At 59.6% G+C, this 20,192-nt stretch carries 20 protein-coding genes; 9 read left to right on the forward strand and 11 right to left on the reverse strand.

Going from position 1 to position 20,192, the window contains the following annotated elements; all coding sequences use genetic code 11:
• Positions 1-164 precede the first annotated feature (164 nt).
• The 5 genes from G5380_RS06860 to G5380_RS06880 form a co-directional block, all read right to left on the reverse strand.
• Positions 165-776 (reverse strand): hypothetical protein, encoded by a 612-nt coding sequence (locus G5380_RS06860; protein ID WP_421352565.1) that lies wholly within the window; start codon positions 774-776, stop codon positions 165-167.
• On the reverse strand, positions 773-2,134 hold the full coding sequence (locus tag G5380_RS06865) for an MATE family efflux transporter (protein ID WP_005361670.1): 1,362 nt from the start codon (positions 2,132-2,134) through the stop codon (positions 773-775). Before G5380_RS06865 ends, G5380_RS06860 begins: the two co-directional genes overlap by 4 nt.
• Before the next feature lie 108 nt (positions 2,135-2,242).
• Positions 2,243-4,066 carry a SulP family inorganic anion transporter gene (locus G5380_RS06870; protein ID WP_204419266.1) on the reverse strand — a complete coding sequence of 608 codons (1,824 nt, stop codon included), beginning with the start codon at positions 4,064-4,066 and terminating at the stop codon, positions 2,243-2,245.
• Positions 4,067-4,137: 71 nt separating this feature from the next.
• The gene (locus tag G5380_RS06875) at positions 4,138-4,728 is read right to left on the reverse strand and encodes a nucleotidyltransferase family protein (RefSeq protein ID WP_421352566.1); all 591 of its coding nucleotides are present in this window, start codon (positions 4,726-4,728) and stop codon (positions 4,138-4,140) included.
• Positions 4,715-4,975 carry a GNAT family N-acetyltransferase gene (locus G5380_RS06880; protein ID WP_005337747.1) on the reverse strand — a complete coding sequence of 87 codons (261 nt, stop codon included), beginning with the start codon at positions 4,973-4,975 and terminating at the stop codon, positions 4,715-4,717. Before G5380_RS06880 ends, G5380_RS06875 begins: the two co-directional genes overlap by 14 nt.
• A gap of 194 nt (positions 4,976-5,169) precedes the next feature.
• On the opposite strand from G5380_RS06880, the gene G5380_RS06885 reads away from it, so the two are divergent.
• Positions 5,170-5,475 carry a hypothetical protein gene (locus G5380_RS06885; protein ID WP_124928964.1) on the forward strand — a complete coding sequence of 102 codons (306 nt, stop codon included), beginning with the start codon at positions 5,170-5,172 and terminating at the stop codon, positions 5,473-5,475.
• Positions 5,476-5,478: 3 nt separating this feature from the next.
• Here G5380_RS06885 and G5380_RS06890 read toward each other — a convergent pair whose 3' ends face one another.
• The 4 genes from G5380_RS06890 to G5380_RS06905 are packed head-to-tail and all read right to left on the reverse strand — an operon-like array spanning position 5,479 to position 9,258.
• Positions 5,479-6,663: an iron-containing alcohol dehydrogenase gene (locus tag G5380_RS06890; RefSeq protein WP_421208683.1), complete on the reverse strand. Its 1,185-nt coding sequence runs from the start codon at positions 6,661-6,663 to the stop codon at positions 5,479-5,481.
• An 18-nt stretch (positions 6,664-6,681) separates the two neighbouring features.
• Complete coding sequence (locus tag G5380_RS06895) at positions 6,682-7,200, reverse strand: hypothetical protein (protein ID WP_421352567.1); 519 nt, start codon at positions 7,198-7,200, stop codon at positions 6,682-6,684.
• Complete coding sequence (locus G5380_RS06900; RefSeq protein WP_069555480.1) at positions 7,181-7,801, reverse strand: TetR/AcrR family transcriptional regulator; 621 nt, start codon at positions 7,799-7,801, stop codon at positions 7,181-7,183. The genes G5380_RS06895 and G5380_RS06900 overlap by 20 nt, the downstream gene beginning before the upstream one ends.
• Positions 7,802-7,812: 11 nt before the next feature.
• Entirely contained in the window at positions 7,813-9,258 is a 1,446-nt protein-coding gene (locus G5380_RS06905; RefSeq protein ID WP_421352568.1) for a coniferyl aldehyde dehydrogenase, read from the reverse strand.
• A gap of 212 nt (positions 9,259-9,470) precedes the next feature.
• Here G5380_RS06905 and G5380_RS06910 point away from each other — a divergent pair, with 212 nt between their 5' ends.
• The 3 genes from G5380_RS06910 (at position 9,471) to G5380_RS06920 (ending at position 11,398) form a co-directional block, all read left to right on the forward strand.
• Complete coding sequence (locus G5380_RS06910) at positions 9,471-9,764, forward strand: hypothetical protein (protein WP_005353197.1); 294 nt, start codon at positions 9,471-9,473, stop codon at positions 9,762-9,764.
• Between the two features lie 223 nt (positions 9,765-9,987).
• Complete coding sequence (locus G5380_RS06915) at positions 9,988-10,956, forward strand: nucleoside hydrolase (RefSeq protein WP_150996563.1); 969 nt, start codon at positions 9,988-9,990, stop codon at positions 10,954-10,956.
• 106 nt (positions 10,957-11,062) lie between these two features.
• Positions 11,063-11,398 carry a DUF3634 family protein gene (locus G5380_RS06920; protein WP_005353195.1) on the forward strand — a complete coding sequence of 112 codons (336 nt, stop codon included), beginning with the start codon at positions 11,063-11,065 and terminating at the stop codon, positions 11,396-11,398.
• A gap of 87 nt (positions 11,399-11,485) precedes the next feature.
• Here G5380_RS06920 and G5380_RS06925 read toward each other — a convergent pair whose 3' ends face one another.
• Together G5380_RS06925 and G5380_RS06930 are read right to left on the reverse strand one after the other, a co-directional pair.
• Positions 11,486-12,691 (reverse strand): c-type cytochrome, encoded by a 1,206-nt coding sequence (locus G5380_RS06925; protein ID WP_421352569.1) that lies wholly within the window; start codon positions 12,689-12,691, stop codon positions 11,486-11,488.
• On the reverse strand, positions 12,688-14,613 hold the full coding sequence (locus G5380_RS06930; protein ID WP_043821315.1) for an NAD(P)-binding protein: 1,926 nt from the start codon (positions 14,611-14,613) through the stop codon (positions 12,688-12,690). Before G5380_RS06930 ends, G5380_RS06925 begins: the two co-directional genes overlap by 4 nt.
• A 578-nt stretch (positions 14,614-15,191) precedes the next feature.
• On the opposite strand from G5380_RS06930, the gene cyoA reads away from it, so the two are divergent.
• The 5 genes from cyoA (at position 15,192) to cyoE (ending at position 20,175) form a co-directional block, all read left to right on the forward strand.
• On the forward strand, positions 15,192-16,235 hold the full coding sequence (gene cyoA, locus G5380_RS06935; protein WP_421352570.1) for a cytochrome o ubiquinol oxidase subunit II: 1,044 nt from the start codon (positions 15,192-15,194) through the stop codon (positions 16,233-16,235).
• A gap of 3 nt (positions 16,236-16,238) precedes the next feature.
• Positions 16,239-18,215 (forward strand): cytochrome o ubiquinol oxidase subunit I, encoded by a 1,977-nt coding sequence (gene cyoB, locus G5380_RS06940; RefSeq protein WP_421208693.1) that lies wholly within the window; start codon positions 16,239-16,241, stop codon positions 18,213-18,215.
• A 107-nt stretch (positions 18,216-18,322) separates the two neighbouring features.
• Positions 18,323-18,937, forward strand: coding sequence for a cytochrome o ubiquinol oxidase subunit III (locus G5380_RS06945; protein ID WP_421254919.1), 615 nt, complete (start codon positions 18,323-18,325; stop codon positions 18,935-18,937).
• Complete coding sequence (locus G5380_RS06950) at positions 18,938-19,267, forward strand: cytochrome o ubiquinol oxidase subunit IV (RefSeq protein ID WP_216953247.1); 330 nt, start codon at positions 18,938-18,940, stop codon at positions 19,265-19,267.
• Positions 19,268-19,278: 11 nt separating this feature from the next.
• Positions 19,279-20,175 (forward strand): heme o synthase, encoded by an 897-nt coding sequence (cyoE, locus tag G5380_RS06955; protein ID WP_421254918.1) that lies wholly within the window; start codon positions 19,279-19,281, stop codon positions 20,173-20,175.
• Positions 20,176-20,192 lie beyond the last annotated feature (17 nt).

Here is a 20,192-nt window from a genome sequence, read left to right on the forward strand (position 1 = left end):
TCGGCGGAATATTTATAACTTGTTGAATCAAAACAAGATAAGTGATTTATCAATCTGAATGGTGAGCCAAACTGTGCGACAAGTCACAACAGGGGCAGGGTTGGCGTGAGGGTGCAGGATCAAAAAAGGGGCCGAGTGGCCCCTTTTTAAGGATGCTGGCAACGTTACTCTTTCTCTTCGTCCGCCAGTTCTTTTTTCTTTTTCTTCTCGGGCAGCGGCTTGCCGTCGCGGTGGATCACCTTGCCCGCCTCAAAGCCAATTTGGGCTGCCAGCTCCTCCAGATCCGCCGACTTGGCCTGATCCCCGATGGCGTAGCGATAGTTGGCGATGGAGAGCTTTTCAGCCACCGGCGTGCCCGGGACGATAGGCTCGCGCCAGCCCTGGCCGATGTGGGCCACCAGGGTGCCGTTCATCAACAGCTCGCCGACGATCTCCTGGGTTGGATTGCCCTTGCCGTAGGTGAGACCCTGCGGGTGCTTCTTGCCGACCAGCGGCTCGTTGCTAGCGGGGATCAGCTTGGTGCGGATCAGCCACTTGGGCTTTTTGGTGTTGCCTACCGCCTTGCCGGTCTGGTACTCGTTGATCTTGATGGTCTTGATCATCTGGGCCATGAAGTCCTTGGTCAGCGCCTTCTGGGCGTCGCTGGTTTCATCGATGGCGATGGGGGCCACATACCAGGTCTGGGTGGCTTGAGCCTTGGGAGCGGCAGGGGCAGTTTGCGCTATGGCCAGGGGGCTGAGCAGGATGGCAGCCAGCAAGAGTCCTATCTTCTTCATTGTGATTCCGCTTTTGTTTCAACAAGAATTTTGTTTTGCCAGCGACGACTGCGCCAGCGCCAGAACATGGCCAGACCGCGCACCCACTCGTCGCAGGCCAGCGCCAGCCAGATACCGACCAGTCCATAGCCCTGCATGATACCGAGGAAATAGGAGAGTGGCACGGCAATTCCCCACATGGAGAGCAACGCCATGTAGAGGGGGAAACGGGCATCCCCGGTGGCCCGCAGGGCGTTGATCACCACCAGATTGAAGGTGCGCCCGGGCTCGAGGATAAGGCTGATAAGAAACAGCTGCGCCACCTGGGTGATGATGTCGGCATCATCGGTAAAGAGGCTGATGATGGTACGGCCATTGAGGGCCGCCGCCACGGCGATGACGCAGGTAACTGCCAACCCCAGCTTGAGGCTCTTGAGCAGCTGCTGATAGGCGCGATCGAACTGTCTTGCTCCCGCCAGATGGCCGATGATGATCTCGTTGCCAAGGCCGATGGAGAGGCCAAACAGCAGGATAAACAGGCAGATTTGGAAGAAGTAGGATTGGGTCGCCAGCGCCTTGTCCCCCAGCAGTCCGACAAAGGCTGTCACCACCATAAACTGCAGCATCCAGGAGAGGTTCTCCCCCGCCGCCGGCAGTCCGATATGGAGCACCTTGCCGAGCATCTCCCGGCTGGGGTGGACGATATCGCGCACCACCAGTCGAATGCCGGTCTTGCGGGCTACCAGCCACACCAGCAGCACCACGCCGACCAGTCGGCCCGCGACCGTGCTGATGGCGACACCGGCGACGCCAAGCTGGGGCAGGCCGAACCAGCCGTAGAGCAGCAGCAGGTTGCCGACGAAGGTGATGAGGTTGACGATGAGGGTCACATACATCGCCTGACGGGTGTGACCGTGAGCGCGCAGGGTGGCTGCCAGACAGAGGGCTGCTGCTTCCGGTAACAGGCAGAGACCGATGATCTGCAAGTAAAGCGTCCCGTCGCTCATCAGATTGGCAGGCAGGTTCATCAGCGCCAGCATGGTGCTTGCTCCTGCCATCACGCCGATGGCGGCTACCAGACCGATCAGCAGGTTGAAGCCGATGGCGGTGTGGATCACCACCCGACTCTTCTCTCGATCGCCCGCCCCCAGATACTGGGTGATCACCACGCTGGTACCGATGCTGACGAAGCTGAACAATGTGATGGCGAGATCGAACACCTGATTGCCGACCGCCAGCGCGGCCACTCCCTGATAGGAGACGTGACCCACCATGAAGGTGTTGAGGGCACCGGTCAGAAAGTGCAGGGCGAGATCGATAAAGAGCGGCCAGGTCAGCGCAAATAGCGTGCCCGGGCCTGCATGGGATTGAGATTGCATGGCATGTCCAACAGCTGGGAGGGCTCGGGGGAGTGCCCTCTGGGGGCGCATTTAACACCAAGGCCAAGGCCGGTGCAATCCTTGTGCAGGATTGCATCGGCCAGGGGATCAGGCTGGCGTGGCGCCCGCCTCCTGTTCGCTTGGCAGGGTGAGGCGCGCCGAGTCGGGCAGGGCATCATCCTGCGGCCAATTCGAGCGGATGGCATCTGTGGTGCTCTCCACCACCGCATCATCCTTGAACACCGGCTCGCGATAGCAGCGGGTCAGGCGCAGCGCCTGATACATGTCGGGGCAGAGGATGATCCCTTCATCGCCCACCCGCACGCCTGCCTGCTTTAGCCAGTGGGTCATCTGGCCGTGGCGACCCGCCATCACCATATGGATGCCGCGCCGTTTCAGCTCCTTGTGCAGCTCCCCCACCATGCTCATCACGCTGATGTCCTGATGGGTGAAGCAGGCGACCGCATCGATCACCAGACACTTGGGGGCTCGGGGATCCTGTACCAGCAGGGCCATTACCCGGCGCTTGAAATAGGGGGCGTTGAAGTAGGTCAGCGGCGAGTTGAAGCGATAGACCAGAATACCCGGGATCGCCTTGGCCTGTTCGTTGTCCCCCAGGGTACGTACTACCCCCTCGTCATCCATGCCGAGCAGCTGGTCGGTGGGGCGCATCACATTGCGCAGGAACTGGAACAAGCCGAGCAAAACCGCGAGCGTAATCCCGGGGATCACCCCCATGGTGAGCACGCTGATAAAGGTGACCAGCGCCAGCCAGAAGGCGGAGCGATCGGAGTGGCGCAGGGCCCAAAGACCGCGAAAATCGGTGAGTGACAGGGAGGCCATCACCAGCACCACCCCGAGGGCGGCGGTGGGAATATATTTGAGCGGCGCCGTCAGATAGAAGGTGATGAGGGCGATCACCGCCGCGGCGATGATAGAGACCAGCTGGCTCTTGCCGCCGTTGGCGTCGTTGACCGCGGTGCGTGAATCCGCGCCGCTGATGGCAAAACCCTGGGAGACGGCGGAGGCGAGGTTCGCCATACCGAGGGCCCGAAACTCTTTGTCCGCGTCGATTTCGTAACCGTTTTTGGCTGCAAAGCTGCGAGCGGTCAGCATCATGGAGACGAAGCTCACCATGGCCAGGTTAAGCGCAGGCAGTACCAGCTCCCGCATCAGACCGGGAGGAAATTCCGGCATCTGGAACGCGGGCAGGCCGGAGCCCACCGTCCCCAGGGTGGCGATATCAAATTGGCCGAGATTAAAACCCCACACCAGCGCAGCGGTCACCACCATGGCCACCATGGAGGAGGGCCATGCCGGTTTGTAGCGCTTGGCCAGCAGCAGGGTGAGCAGGGCTACCAGACTCATGGCCAGGGTCGGCAGATGGGTCTGGGTGATATAGGTGGCCCCGCTGGCGATCCGCTCGATGAGGTAACGTTCGCTGAAAGTGAAGCCGAAGATCTTGGAGAGCTGGCCCACCATGATGGTGATGGCCACACCATTGAGCAGTCCCATCAGGATGGGGCGGGAGAGAAAGTCCGCCAGCACTCCCAGCTTGAAGCGGCTGGCAATCAGGCACCAGAAGCCGGTCATGGCGGTCATGGTCATCACCAGTTGCCAGTGACGGGTCGGGTCGCCAGCGGCCAGCGGTGTCACCACGGCGGCGATGACCGCGCAGGTGGCGGCATCGGGGCCGACGATCAGCTGACGGGAGGTGCCGAATAGGGCATAGACCAGCATGGGCAGGATGCAGGAGTAGAGGCCGACGATGGCACCCACCCCGGCAAGCTCGGCATAGGCGATGGCGACGGGCAGCGCCACTGCCGCCACCGAGAGTCCGGCGCGAAGATCTGGCATCAACCAGGCGCGCTGGTAATGCAGCAGGGCGGCGAGGCCCGGTAGCCAGCGTTCGAGAGAGAAGAAGTCGCGCATTATTTAACCCATTGAGTTACAACCAGCTTTTCCCCTAGTGTGCCCAAGGTTATCGAAAGATTGCAATCAGGTTATGGCCAGTTTACCTGAAGGTCAGGCCAGATAGCCTGCCAGCGTTTCTCCTTGATGCGCTGGGTAAAAATCTGTTTGTCCTGGCGACATCTGGGGTTGGCACTCACTTGCAGCGACCAGTTGATGGCAAAGCCGTAGGGGGCGAGCCACTCGAACTCGCCATCCTGATTCAGGCGCACGCCGATGCAGGTGGGCACTTCGACCCAGTGGCTGAGCGCCTCAAGGCTGCTGGCAAACGGCGCCACCAGCTGCCGCGTGTGCATGCGGGCCTGATTGCGCACCTCCCACTGCTGGCCGGGCAGGCGTTTGGCGAGCCAAGCTTCGTGCTCCGCTTCGGCCAGTCCTTGCTGATAGGTTTTGTCGAGATAGATAAGGTCGATATCGTTGAGCGGGGTGGGCTCTGCCTTGTGGTGAAGGTGATCCCAGATGAGGTTGCGGATAAAACCGGCCCCCAGCGCCCAGTCGGGCAGATTGAGCTCGGCCGCGGCTTGCAGGCAGGCCATCCGCTGCGGATCGGCCCGCAGCAGGGCTTCTGTTTTGGCTTGGAATTGCTGTTCGAGGACGGTGTTCAGAGGTTCAGTTGTTGGCATTGCGGCGTAACCAGACATCAATGTAGCGGCAGCTCGGCACTATAGTGAGCCCCTCCGCCTGAGTCCAGTTGAAGAAGGCACGCGCCAGCTGATCGGCAATCCCCTGCACCCGCAGCTCGGGGGGCACGAAGGTGCTGTAGGCGTCGATGGTCTTGGCATCGAGCCGCCGGTAGCGCAGTCTCGACTCTTTACCCTCCACCATACAGATGAACTGCTGCTGGTTGGCCTGATGGATGATGTCGCTCATGGTGGGCACCTCTGGCATAAAGTTGGGTCTCTCGGCACAACATAACTGTTAGCCAAGGTATAGAACAGATAGTGGATGATGTATCGATTGTTATCAGGATTATTGAGCCAGCTCTTGCTCTCTGGCTTTTATCTTGGCACGAATCGATGTGGCAATAATCAGCAAGTTCGGAAGAGGTAAAAATGGACACGGTAATGTTGAAAGTTACCCGGAAGGTGTTGGCTCAAAGTCAGAACAGCCCAGATCAGCGGCAGATTGCGATTTCTGATGCATCCAACCCTGAACTCAAGGTTCAGTTTGAAACGGCAGGTAAAAATAGAAAAATTCGGCTGTTGTTGGCCAAGAGAATCTCATTGTGGATGGGGGATACGGGGGCTATTTGGTATAGCCACAACCACGCGAGCAAAAAGAACCAAGAGGATTTTGATCAACTCTTTTCATTGTTGGCGCACCATCCTGATGCGCCATTCCAGTTTATTTGTGAGGTTGCGGCCGATTAGCCACTAGGCCCAGGCCCGCTCCAGCAGAGTGAGTAACTGCTCACGGTCGGCGTCCTTGCGATTGAACAGCAGGGCACCGTCGTTGACCGCCAGATCGCGGATCTCGGTCAGTAGCGAGCGATCGCTTACCCCAGCCTCGCTCATGGTGCGCGGCAGCTTGACCGCTTGCCACAAGGTGTCGCGCAGGGTGCGAATGGCTGTGATGGTCGCCTCCGCCCGCTGATGGGCCGGGGTGGCAGCAAAGCGCTCGGCTCCTACCAGCGGCAGCAGCAGCCGGGCCAGCTCGTTATCCACCTCGGGGCGGTTGTAGTCGAGCACGGTGGGCAAAAAGAGGTTCATGCACAGCCCATGGGGCAGATGGCAGCGTGCTCCCAGACTGTGGCCGAGGGCGTGCACCAGCCCCACCATGGAGTTGGAGAATGCCATGCCAGCCAGCGTGGATCCTTCCGCCAGTTGCAGCCGCAGCTGTTTGTTTTGCGGGTCGTGGATGATTTGCGGCAGGGCGCTGGCGATCTTCTCCACTGCCATCAGGGCCAGCGCATCGCTTACCGGGTTCTTGGCGGTACCGATAAAGGCCTCGATAGCGTGGGTCATGGCGTCCATGGCGGTAGCGGCGGTGATATTGAGGGGCAGTCCCTGGGTCAGGCGCGGGTCTAACACCGCCAGCTGGGGCAGCAGGAAGGGGGAGGTGAAGGGCACCTTGCGCCCGCTCGCCTCATCCTTGATCACCGCCACCAGCGTCACTTCTGAGCCTGTGCCCGCCGTGGTGGGCACCACCGCCAGCGGCTTGAGGGGACGGGTCAGGCAACCGGCGCCCGAGTAGTCGAGCAGATGATCCCCCCCCATGGAAGTGAGAATGTTGACCGCCTTGGCGGTGTCGATGACCGAGCCGCCCCCCAGCGCCACCAGACTGTCGCAGTCGAGCTCGCGGTAGCGTTTGGCGATCCGCTCCACCACGGCAGTGGAAGAGTCGGCCGGGATCTCGTCCCAGATGGCGGCAACCGGCAGCTCCCCCTCGGCCAGCACATTAGCCAGCAGGGTGGCAAGGCCGGTGGCATTGACCCCCTTGTCGGTCAGCAGCAGCGGGCGATGGGCACCCAGGCTGGCCAGCTCGCTGGCCAGCTGCTCCAGCGCCTGTTCACCGGCCAGCAGTTTGACCGGGCAGAAAAAATCGTAATAGCGGCTCATTTCAAGGCTCCTTGCGCGTTAGCCGGTCACCAGACCCAGATAGATGTTGCAGGCCCGGCCAAGCTTGTTGGTCGGGGCGGGATAGTGGCGCAGCAGCGGCCGCGCGATAAAGGCGGGCAGGATCAGGGACTGCAACTGCTCAAGTCCCCGCACCAGATGCATGGCAACGGTCAGATCCCCCTCCACCAGCAGCCGGTTTTCGCCAAATGCCTGATTGACCCCGAGCCGAAAGCTCAGGGCGCGAAAGGCGATATTGGGGTGCTTGAAGCGCACCCGCAGCGGATGGATGGTGGCATGGGGGGCGACTGGCGCGCTGGGATACCAGCGGCCCCCCTGCTTGTGCATGTTCATGGCGTAGCCGATGCCGCCCACTTCGAGGCGAATAGCCAACCCGTCCGGCAACGGCGCCAATTCACGGCGTACTGCCTCGTCGGTGCGGGCGGCGCGGCAGAGGGTACGACCCACCACCCAGAGCAGTGTGGTGATCCAGAGGCGGCGGCCAAGTGCGGCCAGAGATTCAACGGTCGGAGTTGTCATAGGGGTTGGCTCCTGAGATGGCTGACCAGAAGAGGGCAAAGGCACTGGCTTGCCAGTAGTCGTCCTCTCCCAGCTCCGGTTGATCGACAAACAGTGATGCGCAGGCGAGGAACTGGCCCTGACACACCTCCAGCAACAGTGGTGCGGGAGCCTGCATCAGCTCGCCGCTGGCCTGCCCCTTTGCCAGCAGGGCAGGCAGAAAGCGCAGGGCATCGTTCAGGATCTGGCTGCGGGCCGGTCTGGCCAGCAGCGGGGAGTGAAAGAAGCCCAGCACGAATTTGAGCTCATTGGGGTTAGCCTGCATCCACTCCATCGCCAGCTGCCAGTAGTGGCGGGTCTGGTCGTACAGCGGCAGGGTGGGATCTGCTTCATGGATGGCGCTCCCCATCCGGGTTTTCACATCCTGATAGAGGGCGAGGATCAGCGCCTCCTTGCTCGGAAAGTGGTGGAACAGAGTGCCGTTGGCCACCCCGGCCGCCTTGGCGATACGGGCGGTGGCGGCCCCCTGCAGGCCATCTTCGGCGCAGAGGGCGAGGGCGGCATCCAGGATCTGGCGGCGCTTGTCGGTCATGGTTTGTGGCTGCGGGATAGCCTGGTTCATGGTCATCTCCATCAGCGCAGGAAGAAGGCCATCATCAGCTTCTGGATCCAGCTGTGGTAGGGGGGATGGATCAGGGAGCCGGTGGTGAACTTGCCGCGGGTCAGCACGGTTTTCGCCTTGGAGAAGGTGAGGAACCCCTCGTGGCCGTGGTAGTGGCCCATACCGGAGGCGCCGATGCCGCCGAACGGCACATCGTCGGCCGCCACCTGAAACAGGCTTTCGTTGATCGCCATGCCGCCGGAGTGGGTCTCCCGGGTCACTCGCGCCTGCAGCTCGGGGTCGAAGCTCATCAGATAGAGGGCCAGCGGGCGGGGCCGCTCAGCCACATAAGCGAGCGCCTCCTCCAGGGTGTCGTAGGGAATGAGCGGCAGCAGCGGGCCAAAGATCTCCTGCTGCATCACCTGACACTGACTCGGCACCCCGGTCAGCAGGTGGGGCACCAGCAGGCGACGCTGGTCATCGCGGGCCGGGCTGCCACAGGGGTGGAGTTGGGCACCCGCCTGCTCGGCTTCATCCAGCCAGCTGACGAGACGTTGATACTGGCGGTCGTTGATGATGGCGCCGTAGTCAGCACTATTGAGCCCCTGCGGGTAGAGCTTGCTGAAGTGGCGGCGATAGGCGGCGATAAAGTTATCCACCTCGCTACGGGGCAGCAGCACATAGTCGGGGGCGACGCAGATCTGCCCGGCGTTGAGGCTCTTGCCGAAGATCATCCGCTCGACCGCGGTGGCGACCGGCATGTCGGGGGCGATGAGACAGGGGCTCTTGCCACCCAGCTCAAGGGTGAGGGGGGTAAGCTGGGGCGCGGCGGCGGCCATCACCAGCTTGCCCACCATGGTGGAGCCGGTAAAGAGCAGGTGATCGAACGGCAGTGAGCTGAACGCCGCCGCCATCTGGGCATCTCCTTCGATGATGGCGATCTCGTTTTCGTCAAATACGCTGGTGAGCATGGTGCGCAGCACGGCATTGGTATGGGGAGTGAACTCGGAGAGTTTCAGCATCGCCCGGTTGCCCGCCGCGATGGCGGTGATGAGGGGGCCAAGGCTCAGCATCACCGGAAAGTTCCACGGCACGATAATGCCGGCCACCCCGAGTGGCTGGAAGTGCACCTCTACTTTGGCGGGGGCCAGCAGCAGGCCGGTGTGACGGCGGTGGGGCTGCATCCAGCGCTTGAGCCGCTTCTGGGTGTAGTTGATCTGCATGATGCAGGGCAGCACATCGGCGATCAGGCTGTCGTAGTGGCTGCGCTGGCCATAATCTGCTGCCAGCGCCTTGCACAGCTGCCCCTTGTGGGCGAGCAACGCCTGCTTGAGTTTGGTCAGCTGCGCCCGGCGCTCGGCCAGGGTTGGCATGGGGTGAGCCAGACTCGCCCGCTTGAGCCGCGCCAGCTGATCCGGCAGGGACATCTTGATGGCGAGGATATCCTCAGGAGTGTGTTGAAGCTGCGCCGCACCCATGTTGTTCTCCGCATGAAAAATGACCGACTGATTAGTCGGTCTAAATCTAGCTGTTTGTTACCGGAATGTAAAGCTGGCAAGCTGTCTGCCGTTCACCACAAGCCAGACGCAAGAGAGAACTGTGTGTCTCCCCACACTTTTGTGGTTTGTTCGTTGGTGAATTATCTAATAAGGGGTAGTTTTTGGCTATTAACCTACACGGAGAGAGCACTATGACCAGGGAACTGAACAGCTTGTTGGCCCGGCTTGAAGATGTGGTTGAGCGGATGCCGGATTGCTTCAACACCTACGAATTCGCCCAGAAGCTGGCACTGCAATATCAGCCGGAATTCTTTGCCGCGGGCCACTCTCTGGCCGAGCACGAGGGCAAGGTACTGCGGGTGCTGCACCAGAAGATCGCCGAAGCGCTGGCAGGCAGCGAGATGGTGATTGAAGGGGCGCTGCTCCCCTGCGTCACCCCCTGGGGGGAGAAGGCGACCTCACCGCGCTGGCATCGCAAGCACTGAGGGGCGTAGTCAGGCAGATCGGTGCCAGATAGCAGATAATGAACAATGATAAAGAGCGCGGCGCTGGCAACAGGGCCGCGCCGTTCTTTGTGCAGATTGTCGCCAGCAGCGCCCCCGCTGCCGGGAGCAAAGGCCCGCTCTGTGATCCCATGCCGGGATACGAGACCGTCAGCCGGGTAGACTCTCCCTTTTGTCGCAGGGTTTGTCACCGTAGGAATTTCTCATGACCCATAAAATCATTCTGGATACCGATCCGGGTATCGACGATGCCATGGCCATCCTGTTTGCCGAGGCCCACCCCGCCATTGAGCTGCTTGCCATCACCACTGTTTTTGGTAACGCCACCATCGACAATGGCACCCGCAACGCCCTCTGGCTCAAGCAGAAGTACGGCATGAAAGCAGATGTGGCCAAAGGCGCTGCCGCCCCGCTGCTGCGCGAGCCGGTCGGCCCTACCACCATAGTCCACGGCCCGAGCGGCTTTGGCGACATGGAGGCGGGGGAGGTGACTATCGCTCCGGATCCCCGCCCCGCCTGGCAATATATTGTCGAGGCGGTGAAAGCCGCGCCGGGGGAGATCACCCTCGTCACTATCGGCCCGCTCACCAATCTGGCGCTGGCGCTACAACAGGCGCCCGAGATTGTCTCGCTGGTGAAACAGGTGGTAGTGATGGGCGGCGCCTTTGGCGTCAACGGCCATCGCGGCAACGTCACCCCCTATGCCGAGGCCAATATTCACGATGATCCCGATGCCGCCGACCGGGTCTTTACCGCCGACTGGCCTGTGGTGATCATCGGGCTGGATGTGACCCAGCAGAGCTTCTTCAGCAGCGTCTATCTGGATGAGCTCAGGGACAAGGCGGGGGAGCCGGGCCGCTTCCTGTGGGATGTCAGCCGCTTCTACCTGCGCTTCTACTCGGAGAAGCTGGGGCTCTCCGGTTGCCACGTTCACGACCCGTCCGCCATCGCCTATGTGATTGATCCGACCCTCTTTACCCTGCGGGAGGGGCCGGTGCGGGTGATCACCAGCGGCCCGGCCATCGGCCACACCCTGCAAAAGTTCGATGGCAAACGCCACTCCCACGATGACTGGGCAGCCTATCGCCCGCAGCAGGTCGGGGTGGCGGTGCGCGATGAAGCCTTGCTGGCGCTCTATCGCGAGACGCTGGTGGGCTGGGGCAAGGACTGCTGAGCAAAGAGGCGCTATTGCGCTGACGCGGGGGCTGTGATCGGTGCCAAACAATCGGAGCGCACGGCCGCTTATACTGCCTTATATCAAGAGCTTGGGAGGGATGAAGATGGCCTGGATTTCCTTGATAGTGGCGATTGCGCTGATCTGGTGGTTGATGAAGCTGGGGCGTGGTGCCCTGTTCGAAATCCGCCTTGCCCCCGGCAAGGTGGTGGTCAAGCAGGGCAAGGTGTCACCCGCCTTTATTGAGCATGCCAAGCAGATCCTGCGCCACGACACGGTGCGCGGTCGCATTGTGGGGCAGCGTGATGGCGATGGCGTCAAGCTGATCTTCTCCCGCTCCATCCCCGAGCCGGTGGCCCAGCGTTTTCGTAATATCTTCCCCTATGGCGATTACCGCCAGCCAACGGCGCCACTGCCGGGGCCCAAATCCCGAAAGGGATAAGCACCGGAACCTGGTTCATCAATAGCAAACGGGCCTCCAGTGGAGGCCCGTTTTTATGGCACTTGGCCAAGAGAGAGCTGACAGCCCTTACTCCTTGCCGTTCAGCTCGCGCTGGGTCTTGACCGCCGCCGCCTTGACGGCGGTGCCTTCATTGCCCCAGGAGGCGCGCAGGGTGTTGACCAGCTCGGCGAGCCGCTCATCATCCATGGTCCAGCCATAGCCCGGCATGTGGTAACCCAGATGGCCGTGGGTGACCGGTGTTTCGGCACCGTGCAGCAACACGTTGATCAGGCTCGACGGATCGCTCGCCAGCACGGTGCGGTTGTTCACCAGCGAGGGGATGACGTGGTCATTGCCCTGGCCGTTGACCCCGTGACAGGTGGAGCAGTACATGGCGTAGTCCGCCTTGCCGCTGGCACTGGCGTAGGCGCGGGCCCCTTTCTCCGCCACCGGTTCATCTTTCAGATCGGTGAGATAGGTGGCGATGCTGGCCAGATCGGCGTCGCTGAAATACTGGCTGCTGTGAGTGATCACTTCCCCCATGGGGCCCGCGACCGCTTCATGCTGGCTGCGGCCGGTTTTCAGCAGATCGATCAGCTCCTGCTTGCTGTAACGGCTGCCGCGAATGTCGGGGGCATACCAGCCATCCAGCGCCGCCCCGCTCAGGTAGACGGGATCCGCCTCGGTCAGCGCTTTCTCCTGCATCCCCAATCCGCGTGGGGTGTGGCAGCTGCCGCAGTGACCGGCACCCTGCACCAGATAGGCGCCGCGGTTCCACTCTTCGCTCTTGCCTGCGACCGGGGTGAAGCGGCTGTCATCGTGATAGACCCAGTTCCAGCCCATCAGCGGCCAGCGCATGTTGAGCGGCCAGGGGATGTCGCTCTCCTTGTTGGCGATGGCCAGCGGCTGCACCTCCTTCATCAGGTAGTGATAGAGATCTTCGAGATCCTTATCGCTCATCTTGGCGTAGGCGGTGTAGGGCATGGCCGGATAGAGGCGATGCCCATCGCGGGCCACCCCTTCGCGCATCACCTTGATGAACTCCGGCAGGCTGTAGTTGCCGATACCGTGTGCCTTGTCGGGGGTGATGTTGGTGGCAAATACGGTACCGATGGGGGTCGGGAACCCTTTGCCGCCCGCCAGCGGCTTGCTGGTTTCGCTGGTGTGACAGGCAGCGCAATCGCCGAGCTTGGCCACGTATTCGCCTGCAGACATGGCGGGGGCTGCGTTGGCGGCAAGGGCGGGCAGGGCCAGCAGCAGGGCGCTGGCGGTCAGTGACAGGGCGCGGTTCATTGGGCACCTCCCTTGCTCATGGCAACCAGCTCGTTGACGGCGCGCCACGCTTCGTCGATGGCGGCGTGGGCGTAGGGGCTCCAGCCTGCATCCGAGTTGGCGATGGTGATGTTGCCGATCGGCTGGCGACCCAGTTCAATCCATTTTTCGCACTGTGCTTCGTCATCAAACAGGGTGTTGGTGACATAGGAGTAGCCGTGAGACCAGCGGTTGACCGTGATGGCGAGGATATCCTGCTCATGGTTGAAACCGGCGCTGCCGAGCATCCCCTGCAACTGCTCGCGGATCATCTGCTCATGCTGCTCGAACGGCATGCCGAGGATCATGGCGCGCCCCTTGCGGGACTGTTCGCGGGCCGACAGACCGCTGCCCGGCAGGGTCGGCACATAGACCATGTGCAGGCACATCGGCTGATCCGGGCTCTTGGGATGCTCGTAGCCACCCATGCTGACCGGATAGTCGAGCTTGACCCGGCTGTAGGGGGCGGCGGGGGAGTAGACCTCGTGCACCCCCAGCTTGACGAAGGCTTGCCAGTTCTTGATCACCACCTTGGTGTAGACCAGCGGCGCCTTGGCATTCTGGCGCAGCGCCTCCTTCTGGGGCTCCGGCATCTCGGGCACCATGTAGGGGATCATCATGTTGTAGCCAGCCATGATCGACTGCTTGGCCCGCACCCGGTGCAGTTTCCCCTCCTTGATATAGGTGACATCCACCGCCAGCTTGCCGTCGGCGAGGCGCACGTTTTTGGCCTGCAACGCCGTGCTGCCAAGGCGCAGTTGTACCTTGTGCTCAGGCAGGTCGAGTTTGCTGTAGTCAAACTTGGCCAGCACCACATCCTGCATGGTGTGACCCGGCGCCACCTGCGGAATGAGCTTGCGTACCATCAGGCGGGTGAGACCGGCGTTGCCATCGGGGAAGTGGAAGATGTAGGGATCGTCCAGCTCCGCCTGCTCCTCGGCATCCAGCGGCGTCAGATTGAGGCCGTCGAACCCCGGCAAGGCGCACAGGCGTGCATCGGCGCAGGCAGTGGCGTCGATGCCGACCGCCTGGAAATCGTTGGTGCGCTGCTGGAAGTAAGTGATCGCCCGCTCGCTGAGGCCCACTTTATCGCGCAGGAAGGTGGTGTAGCTGTTGCGGGTCACCCACTCGTCCTGCTGCTCGCGGGTCATGCCGCTCAGGTAGTCGATCTTCGATTCGTGCAGGGCCAACAGGGCGGCCTTGTCGGCATCATCGAGGGGGAAGTCACCGATAAATTCTGCCAGCGGCCGGCCGTTCAGGCGATCGCGGGGGATATCGTCCGCCACGTTGTGGCCCGGATCCCCGTTCACTATCTTGTTGACGCCAAAGTGCTTCTCGTCGAAATAAACGCCGCGGCTCAGCCCCAGATCCGGATAGAAGGTCTGCTGGAAACCGGCGGCCAGCTCGTCGATGTTGACCTCCAGCGCCTTGAGCAGCCCGAGCGCTACCGGGCTGTAGACCGAACGCGGTGATTGCAGGGATTCACTGCCGCCGTAACCCAGACGCAGGCCATCGGGGGTGGTGAACTCGTTGCGCTTGGCGTGGCCGCCGAAGTCATCGTGGTTGTCGAGTAGCAGGATCTTCTTATCCGCGCCGAGCAGTTGCTGATAGAAGCAGGCGGCGGCCAGACCGCTGATCCCGGCGCCGACGATCACCAGATCGTACTCCCCCTCAAGGGGAATATTGGCAAAATCATATTGCTTGCCGTCACGGGCGATGCTGTGGGCCGGTTCGAAAGAGCCCGGGTGGTTGCCGCGCAGGCCGGTGAGGGCGGGCGGGTAGGCCAGGGTTTTATCCGCCAGCGTGCTGCCGCCTTCGGCAGCCTTGAGCAGATTGATGGGGGCGACGCCTGCCGCAATGGTGATGGCAACGCCGTTGAGAAAATCTCTGCGTGTAATACTCATGGCAATACCTGCTGTATGAAAAATGGAAAAGTACAGAGTGGGGTAGCTGGCCAGCAGCAAGAGGACGCAACCTACCGCCATATTTTTATGGCGTCTATATGGGTTGATAATAACTTATTAAACAGATTGATCAAACGAGTATGGAGTGACATATCTGTTTGGGTTCGAATTGTTAAAAAACAATCCAGCTAAAAAATATCGTGCTGTGTTCTGTTCGTCGCGTTTAATTACGTAAATGATGATGAGTTCAAATTGTCGCAGATCATCAAAGTCGACAGGTGTTTATTATTCATGCTGGAGGATTAATTTTTCGTCATATATACCCATATGCTATGTAAGGTTAGTTGGCGAGATAATGCTCCCTGTCCAATTATAAATTGAGAAGAGAGTGTCATTGATTAATTATGGGAAAAGGCGCCATTAATAGTGATACGGATGCAAAATTAACATTTTTCACATGCTGAGGCCAAGTTTGGCACAATCTTAAGATTAATTTTCCATGTTGTTTACATGTTCCGGTTCTGATCACAATGTTGCCCGTTTTTACAACTTTAGCCTTGCGACCATAAGGACACTGCATGAGACCTTTTGAATTAAAGAGGGGCTTGGGTGCTTTGCTGTTGATCGCATCGGCCAGCTTGCTGACCGGCTGCGACATGGCCTTGATGAATCCTAAAGGGCAGATTGGTCTGGAACAGAAATCACTGATATTAACCGCCTTGGGGCTGATGTTAATTGTGGTGATCCCTGTGATTATTATGGCGGTGGTCTTTGCTCGTAAATACCGGGCATCAAATACCAATGCCAAATATACTCCGGATTGGTCTCACTCCAATAAAATTGAGGCGGTTGTCTGGACCGTACCAGTTATTATCATCGTCATTCTGGCAACCATTACCTGGAAAACTTCCCACGAACTGGATCCCTACAAGCCGCTGGAGTCCACGGTGAAGCCGATCCAGATTGATGTTATTTCCCTCGACTGGAAATGGCTGTTTGTCTACCCAGAATTAGGGATTGCCTCGGTCAATGAATTAGCATTCCCGGTCAATACCCCCGTCAATTTCCGGGTGACTTCAGACACTGTCATGAACTCCTTCTTCATTCCCAAGCTGGGTGGGCAAATTTATGCCATGGCAGGTATGCAGACCAAGTTGCATCTCATTGCCAATGAAGCAGGCGCGTATGACGGTATCTCCAGCAGTTATAGCGGAGCCGGTTTCTCGGGCATGAAGTTCAAGGCGATTGCTACGCAGGATCAGGCCGGTTTTGATACCTGGGTTGCCAAAGTCAAGGACTCTCCCAAGATGCTGACCACCATGGATGAGTTCAATGCGCTGGCCAAGAAGAGCGAAAACCACCCAGTAGAGTATTTCTCAAGTGCCGATCCGGCCCTTTTCGTCAAGCTGATCAACAAGTTTATGGGTGACATGGGGCATGGCGAGCACAAGGGGATGACCCATAAAGCCCCCTCAGAGCATGGCGCCGCCATGAATCACGATGACATGGCACATATGCAGATGGACCATGCCGCTATGGCGCATGACGGGCAGAAGGAGCATGCCGGACATATGAACGCGCCGTTGGATAACAAGGCTGTGCAAGCAGGATCCGAGGAATAACCGATGTTTGGAAAATTAACACTCGATGCCATTCCGTTCCATGAACCCATCATCATGGTGACGGTAGCCGGTATCATTTTGGGGGGGCTGGCCGTTGCCGGCCTGATCACCTATTTCGGCAAGTGGCAATATCTGTGGAAAGAGTGGCTTACCTCGGTCGACCACAAGCGTCTTGGGGTCATGTATCTGATCCTGGGTATGGTCATGATGCTGCGCGGCTTCGCCGACGCTGTGATGATGCGTACCCAGCAGGTGATGGCTTCGGCTGGTGGTGACGGCATTTTACCGCCCCACCACTACGACCAGATCTTCACCGCCCACGGGGTCATCATGATCTTCTTCGTGGCGATGCCACTGGTGATCGGTCTGATGAATATCGTCGTGCCGCTCCAGATCGGTGCCCGTGATGTGGCTTTTCCCTTCCTCAACAACATCAGCTTCTGGTTCACCGCCGCTGCCGTGGTGTTGATCAACATCTCCCTCGGGGTCGGTGAATTCGCCCAGACCGGCTGGCTGGCCTATCCGCCCCTCTCTGGGCTGGAGTACAGCCCGGGGGTCGGGGTTGATTACTGGATCTGGAGTCTGCAGATATCGGGTCTGGGCACCTTGCTGACTGGCGTCAACTTCTTCGCCACCATCATCAAGATGCGCGCTCCTGGCATGACCATGATGCGTCTGCCGGTGTTCACCTGGACGGCTTTGTGCTCCAACGTGCTGATCATCGCCTCCTTCCCGATCCTGACCGTTACCATCGCCCTGCTCACCGCAGACCGCTATTTGGGTACCCATTTCTTTACCAATGACATGGGTGGCAACATGATGATGTACATCAACCTGATCTGGGCCTGGGGCCACCCCGAGGTTTATATCCTGGTGTTGCCGGTATTCGGGATCTTCTCCGAAGTAGTGGCCACCTTCAGCAAGAAGCGGTTGTTCGGCTACACCTCGCTGGTATGGGCGACCATTGCCATTACCGTGCTCTCCTTCATTGTCTGGTTGCACCACTTCTTCACCATGGGCTCGGGCGCAAACGTGAATGCCTTCTTCGGCATTACCACCATGATCATCTCCATCCCGACCGGGGTGAAGATCTTCAACTGGTTGTTCACCATGTACCGTGGTCGCATCGAGTTCACCTCACCCATGCTGTGGACCGTCGGTTTCATCATCACCTTCACCATAGGTGGCATGACAGGGGTACTGCTCTCGGTGCCGGCGGCCAACTTCGTGTTGCACAACAGCCTGTTCCTCATCGCTCACTTCCATAACGTCATCATTGGTGCCGTGGTATTTGGCTGCTTTGCCGGTATCACCTACTGGTTCCCCAAGGCGTTCGGCTTCACCCTGAACGAAACCTGGGGCAAGCGTGCTTTCTGGTGCTGGATTATCGGCTTCTTTGTTGCCTTCATGCCGCTTTACGTACTGGGCTTCATGGGGATGACCCGCCGCATCAGCCAACAGCTGGATCCGGCCTTCCACCCCTGGCTGGTGGTAGCAGCATGTGGTGCCGGCCTGATTGCCCTTGGTGTCTTGTGCCAGGTGATCCAGCTGGTGGTCAGCATCCGTGACCGCGAGCAGAACCGTGATGTGAGTGGTGACCCCTGGGGTGGCCGGACGCTGGAGTGGGCGACTTCTTCACCGCCGCCCTTCTACAACTTCGCCATCGAGCCGAAGATCACCGGTCTGGATGCCTTCTGGGATGCCAAGCAAAACGGTTCAGCCTATCAGCAGCCCAAGCAGTATGCGCCGATCCACATGCCCAAGAACACCGGGGCAGGGGTGATCATCGCGGGCTTCAGCGCCATCTTTGGCTTTGCCATGATCTGGCATATCTGGTGGATGGCCATCCTTGCCTTTGCCGCCATGATTGGCAGTTGGATCATCCACAGCTTCAACGATGACGTGGACTACTACGTCCAGGTTGACGAGATCACGCGCATCGAAGATCAGCATTTTGCCAACATCAACAAGGGGGCTTAGTGCTATGACCACTGGCGTTTCATATCACATCCACGTTTACGGTGCCCGGAGGGTATGGGCACCCGAAGGTCAGCATTTTGCCAACATTAACAAGGGGGCGTGACGCTATGGCGACCGACGTTCTACATCACACTCACGAGAGTGCCCATGACCATGAGCACCATGATGCCGGTGCCAACAAGGTGTTTGGTTTCTGGATCTACCTGATGAGTGACTGCATTCTGTTTGCATGTCTGTTTGCAACCTATGCGGTCCTGGTCAACGGCACTGCCGGCGGTCCGAGCGGCAAGGATATCTTCGAACTGCCGTTCGTATTTGCCGAAACCATGCTGCTGCTGTTGAGCTCCATCACCTTCGGTTTTGCCATGTTGGCGATGAACAAGAACCGGATGTCTACCGTCAATGGCTGGTTGCTGGTGACCTTTGTGCTGGGTGCCGGTTTTATCGCGATGGAGATCTACGAGTTCCATCACCTGATCGCAGAAGGTTACGGCCCGGATCGCAGCGCCTTCCTCTCCGCCTTCTTCACCCTGGTCGGTACCCACGGTATCCACGTCACCAGCGGCCTTATCTGGATCATCGTGATGATGGTGCTGGTGGCCAAGAAGGGGCTGACCGATCGCAACCGCTCCCGCCTGATGTGCCTGAGCCTGTTCTGGCACTTCCTCGACGTGGTGTGGATCTGCGTCTTTACCGTGGTCTATCTGATGGGGGCAATGTAAATGAGTCATTCCGTTGATAATCACGGCGCCAGCCACGGCAGCGCCAAGAGCTACCTGATCGGCTTCGTGCTGTCACTGATCCTGACTGCCGTACCGTTCTGGATGGTGATAGACGGCTCCGCCTCCCACACCACCGTGCTGGCCACCGTGGTTGGCATGGCGGTGGTGCAGATCTTTGTCCATCTGGTCTACTTCCTGCACATGAACACCTCGTCCGAGGAGCGCTGGAACCTGGTGGCACTGGTCTTTACCGTGCTCATCATTGCCATCGTGGTCGTGGGTTCCCTGTGGATCATGTACAACCTCAACATCAACATGATGGTCCACTGAGCAGGCTGGCAATGATGAAGCAATACCTGCAAGTGACCAAGCCGGGCATCATCTTCGGCAACCTCATCTCGGTGATCGGGGGATTTCTGCTGGCTTCAAAAGGAAGCCTGGACCTGCCCCTGTTCATGCTGACCATGGTGGGTGTTTCGCTGGTGGTGGCCTCCGGTTGCGTGTTCAACAACTACATCGACCGGGATATCGACTGCATCATGGAGCGCACCAAGAACCGTGCTCTGGTGAAGGGTCTGATCGCCCCCGGCGTATCGCTCTGGTACGCCACCGCGCTTGGCATGGCGGGCATTGCACTGCTCTATTGGGCGGCCAATCCGTTGGCTGCTCTGCTGGCGGTGCTGGGCTTCATTGTCTATGTGGGGGTCTACAGCCTCTACATGAAGCGTCACTCGGTCTACGGCACCCTGGTGGGCAGCCTCTCCGGCGCCGCGCCGCCGGTCATCGGCTACTGTGCGGTGAGCGGCCAGTTCGACTCGGGGGCCTTGATCCTGCTGGCGATCTTCAGCCTGTGGCAGATGCCGCACTCCTATGCGATCGCCATTTTCCGCTTCAAGGATTATCAGGCGGCCAACATTCCGGTGTTGCCGGTGGTGAAGGGAATTTCGGTGGCCAAGCACCACATTACCCTCTACATCCTGGCCTTTATGGTGCCGACCCTGATGCTGTTCCTCGGCGGTTACGCCGGCTACAAGTATCTGGTGGTGGCCACTGCGGTGAGTGTCTGGTGGCTGGGGATGGCGCTGTCGGGTTACAAACAGCTGGTTGATGATGTTCTCTGGGCGCGCAAGCTGTTTATGTTTTCCATCGTCACCATTACCTGTCTGAGTGTCATGATGTCGGTAGACTTCCAGCCAGAGGCCGAGCCTGTGGCGCTGGTGAGCATGTTGCTCCGATAGTGTGCGTTGCTTCCGAT

Source organism: Aeromonas sp. 604443, assembly GCF_049170315.1.
Classification (GTDB): domain Bacteria; phylum Pseudomonadota; class Gammaproteobacteria; order Enterobacterales; family Aeromonadaceae; genus Aeromonas; species Aeromonas veronii_A.

Coding starts and splice junctions, on each gene's coding strand:
- cyoA (WP_421352570.1), top strand. CDS start 15,192: ATGAGACCTTTTGAATTAAAGAGGGGCTTGGGTGCTTTGCTGTTGATC.
- cyoB (WP_421208693.1), top strand. CDS start 16,239: ATGTTTGGAAAATTAACACTCGATGCCATTCCGTTCCATGAACCCATC.
- G5380_RS06950 (WP_216953247.1), top strand. CDS start 18,938: ATGAGTCATTCCGTTGATAATCACGGCGCCAGCCACGGCAGCGCCAAG.
- G5380_RS06945 (WP_421254919.1), top strand. CDS start 18,323: ATGGCGACCGACGTTCTACATCACACTCACGAGAGTGCCCATGACCAT.
- G5380_RS06890 (WP_421208683.1), bottom strand. CDS start 6,663: ATGAGCCGCTATTACGATTTTTTCTGCCCGGTCAAACTGCTGGCCGGT.
- G5380_RS06905 (WP_421352568.1), bottom strand. CDS start 9,258: ATGGGTGCGGCGCAGCTTCAACACACTCCTGAGGATATCCTCGCCATC.
- cyoE (WP_421254918.1), top strand. CDS start 19,279: ATGATGAAGCAATACCTGCAAGTGACCAAGCCGGGCATCATCTTCGGC.
- G5380_RS06875 (WP_421352566.1), bottom strand. CDS start 4,728: ATGCCAACAACTGAACCTCTGAACACCGTCCTCGAACAGCAATTCCAA.
- G5380_RS06925 (WP_421352569.1), bottom strand. CDS start 12,691: ATGAACCGCGCCCTGTCACTGACCGCCAGCGCCCTGCTGCTGGCCCTG.
- G5380_RS06895 (WP_421352567.1), bottom strand. CDS start 7,200: ATGACAACTCCGACCGTTGAATCTCTGGCCGCACTTGGCCGCCGCCTC.
- G5380_RS06915 (WP_150996563.1), top strand. CDS start 9,988: ATGACCCATAAAATCATTCTGGATACCGATCCGGGTATCGACGATGCC.
- G5380_RS06865 (WP_005361670.1), bottom strand. CDS start 2,134: ATGCAATCTCAATCCCATGCAGGCCCGGGCACGCTATTTGCGCTGACC.
- G5380_RS06870 (WP_204419266.1), bottom strand. CDS start 4,066: ATGCGCGACTTCTTCTCTCTCGAACGCTGGCTACCGGGCCTCGCCGCC.
- G5380_RS06885 (WP_124928964.1), top strand. CDS start 5,170: ATGTTGAAAGTTACCCGGAAGGTGTTGGCTCAAAGTCAGAACAGCCCA.
- G5380_RS06880 (WP_005337747.1), bottom strand. CDS start 4,975: ATGAGCGACATCATCCATCAGGCCAACCAGCAGCAGTTCATCTGTATG.
- G5380_RS06920 (WP_005353195.1), top strand. CDS start 11,063: ATGGCCTGGATTTCCTTGATAGTGGCGATTGCGCTGATCTGGTGGTTG.
- G5380_RS06900 (WP_069555480.1), bottom strand. CDS start 7,801: ATGAACCAGGCTATCCCGCAGCCACAAACCATGACCGACAAGCGCCGC.
- G5380_RS06860 (WP_421352565.1), bottom strand. CDS start 776: ATGAAGAAGATAGGACTCTTGCTGGCTGCCATCCTGCTCAGCCCCCTG.
- G5380_RS06930 (WP_043821315.1), bottom strand. CDS start 14,613: ATGAGTATTACACGCAGAGATTTTCTCAACGGCGTTGCCATCACCATT.
- G5380_RS06910 (WP_005353197.1), top strand. CDS start 9,471: ATGACCAGGGAACTGAACAGCTTGTTGGCCCGGCTTGAAGATGTGGTT.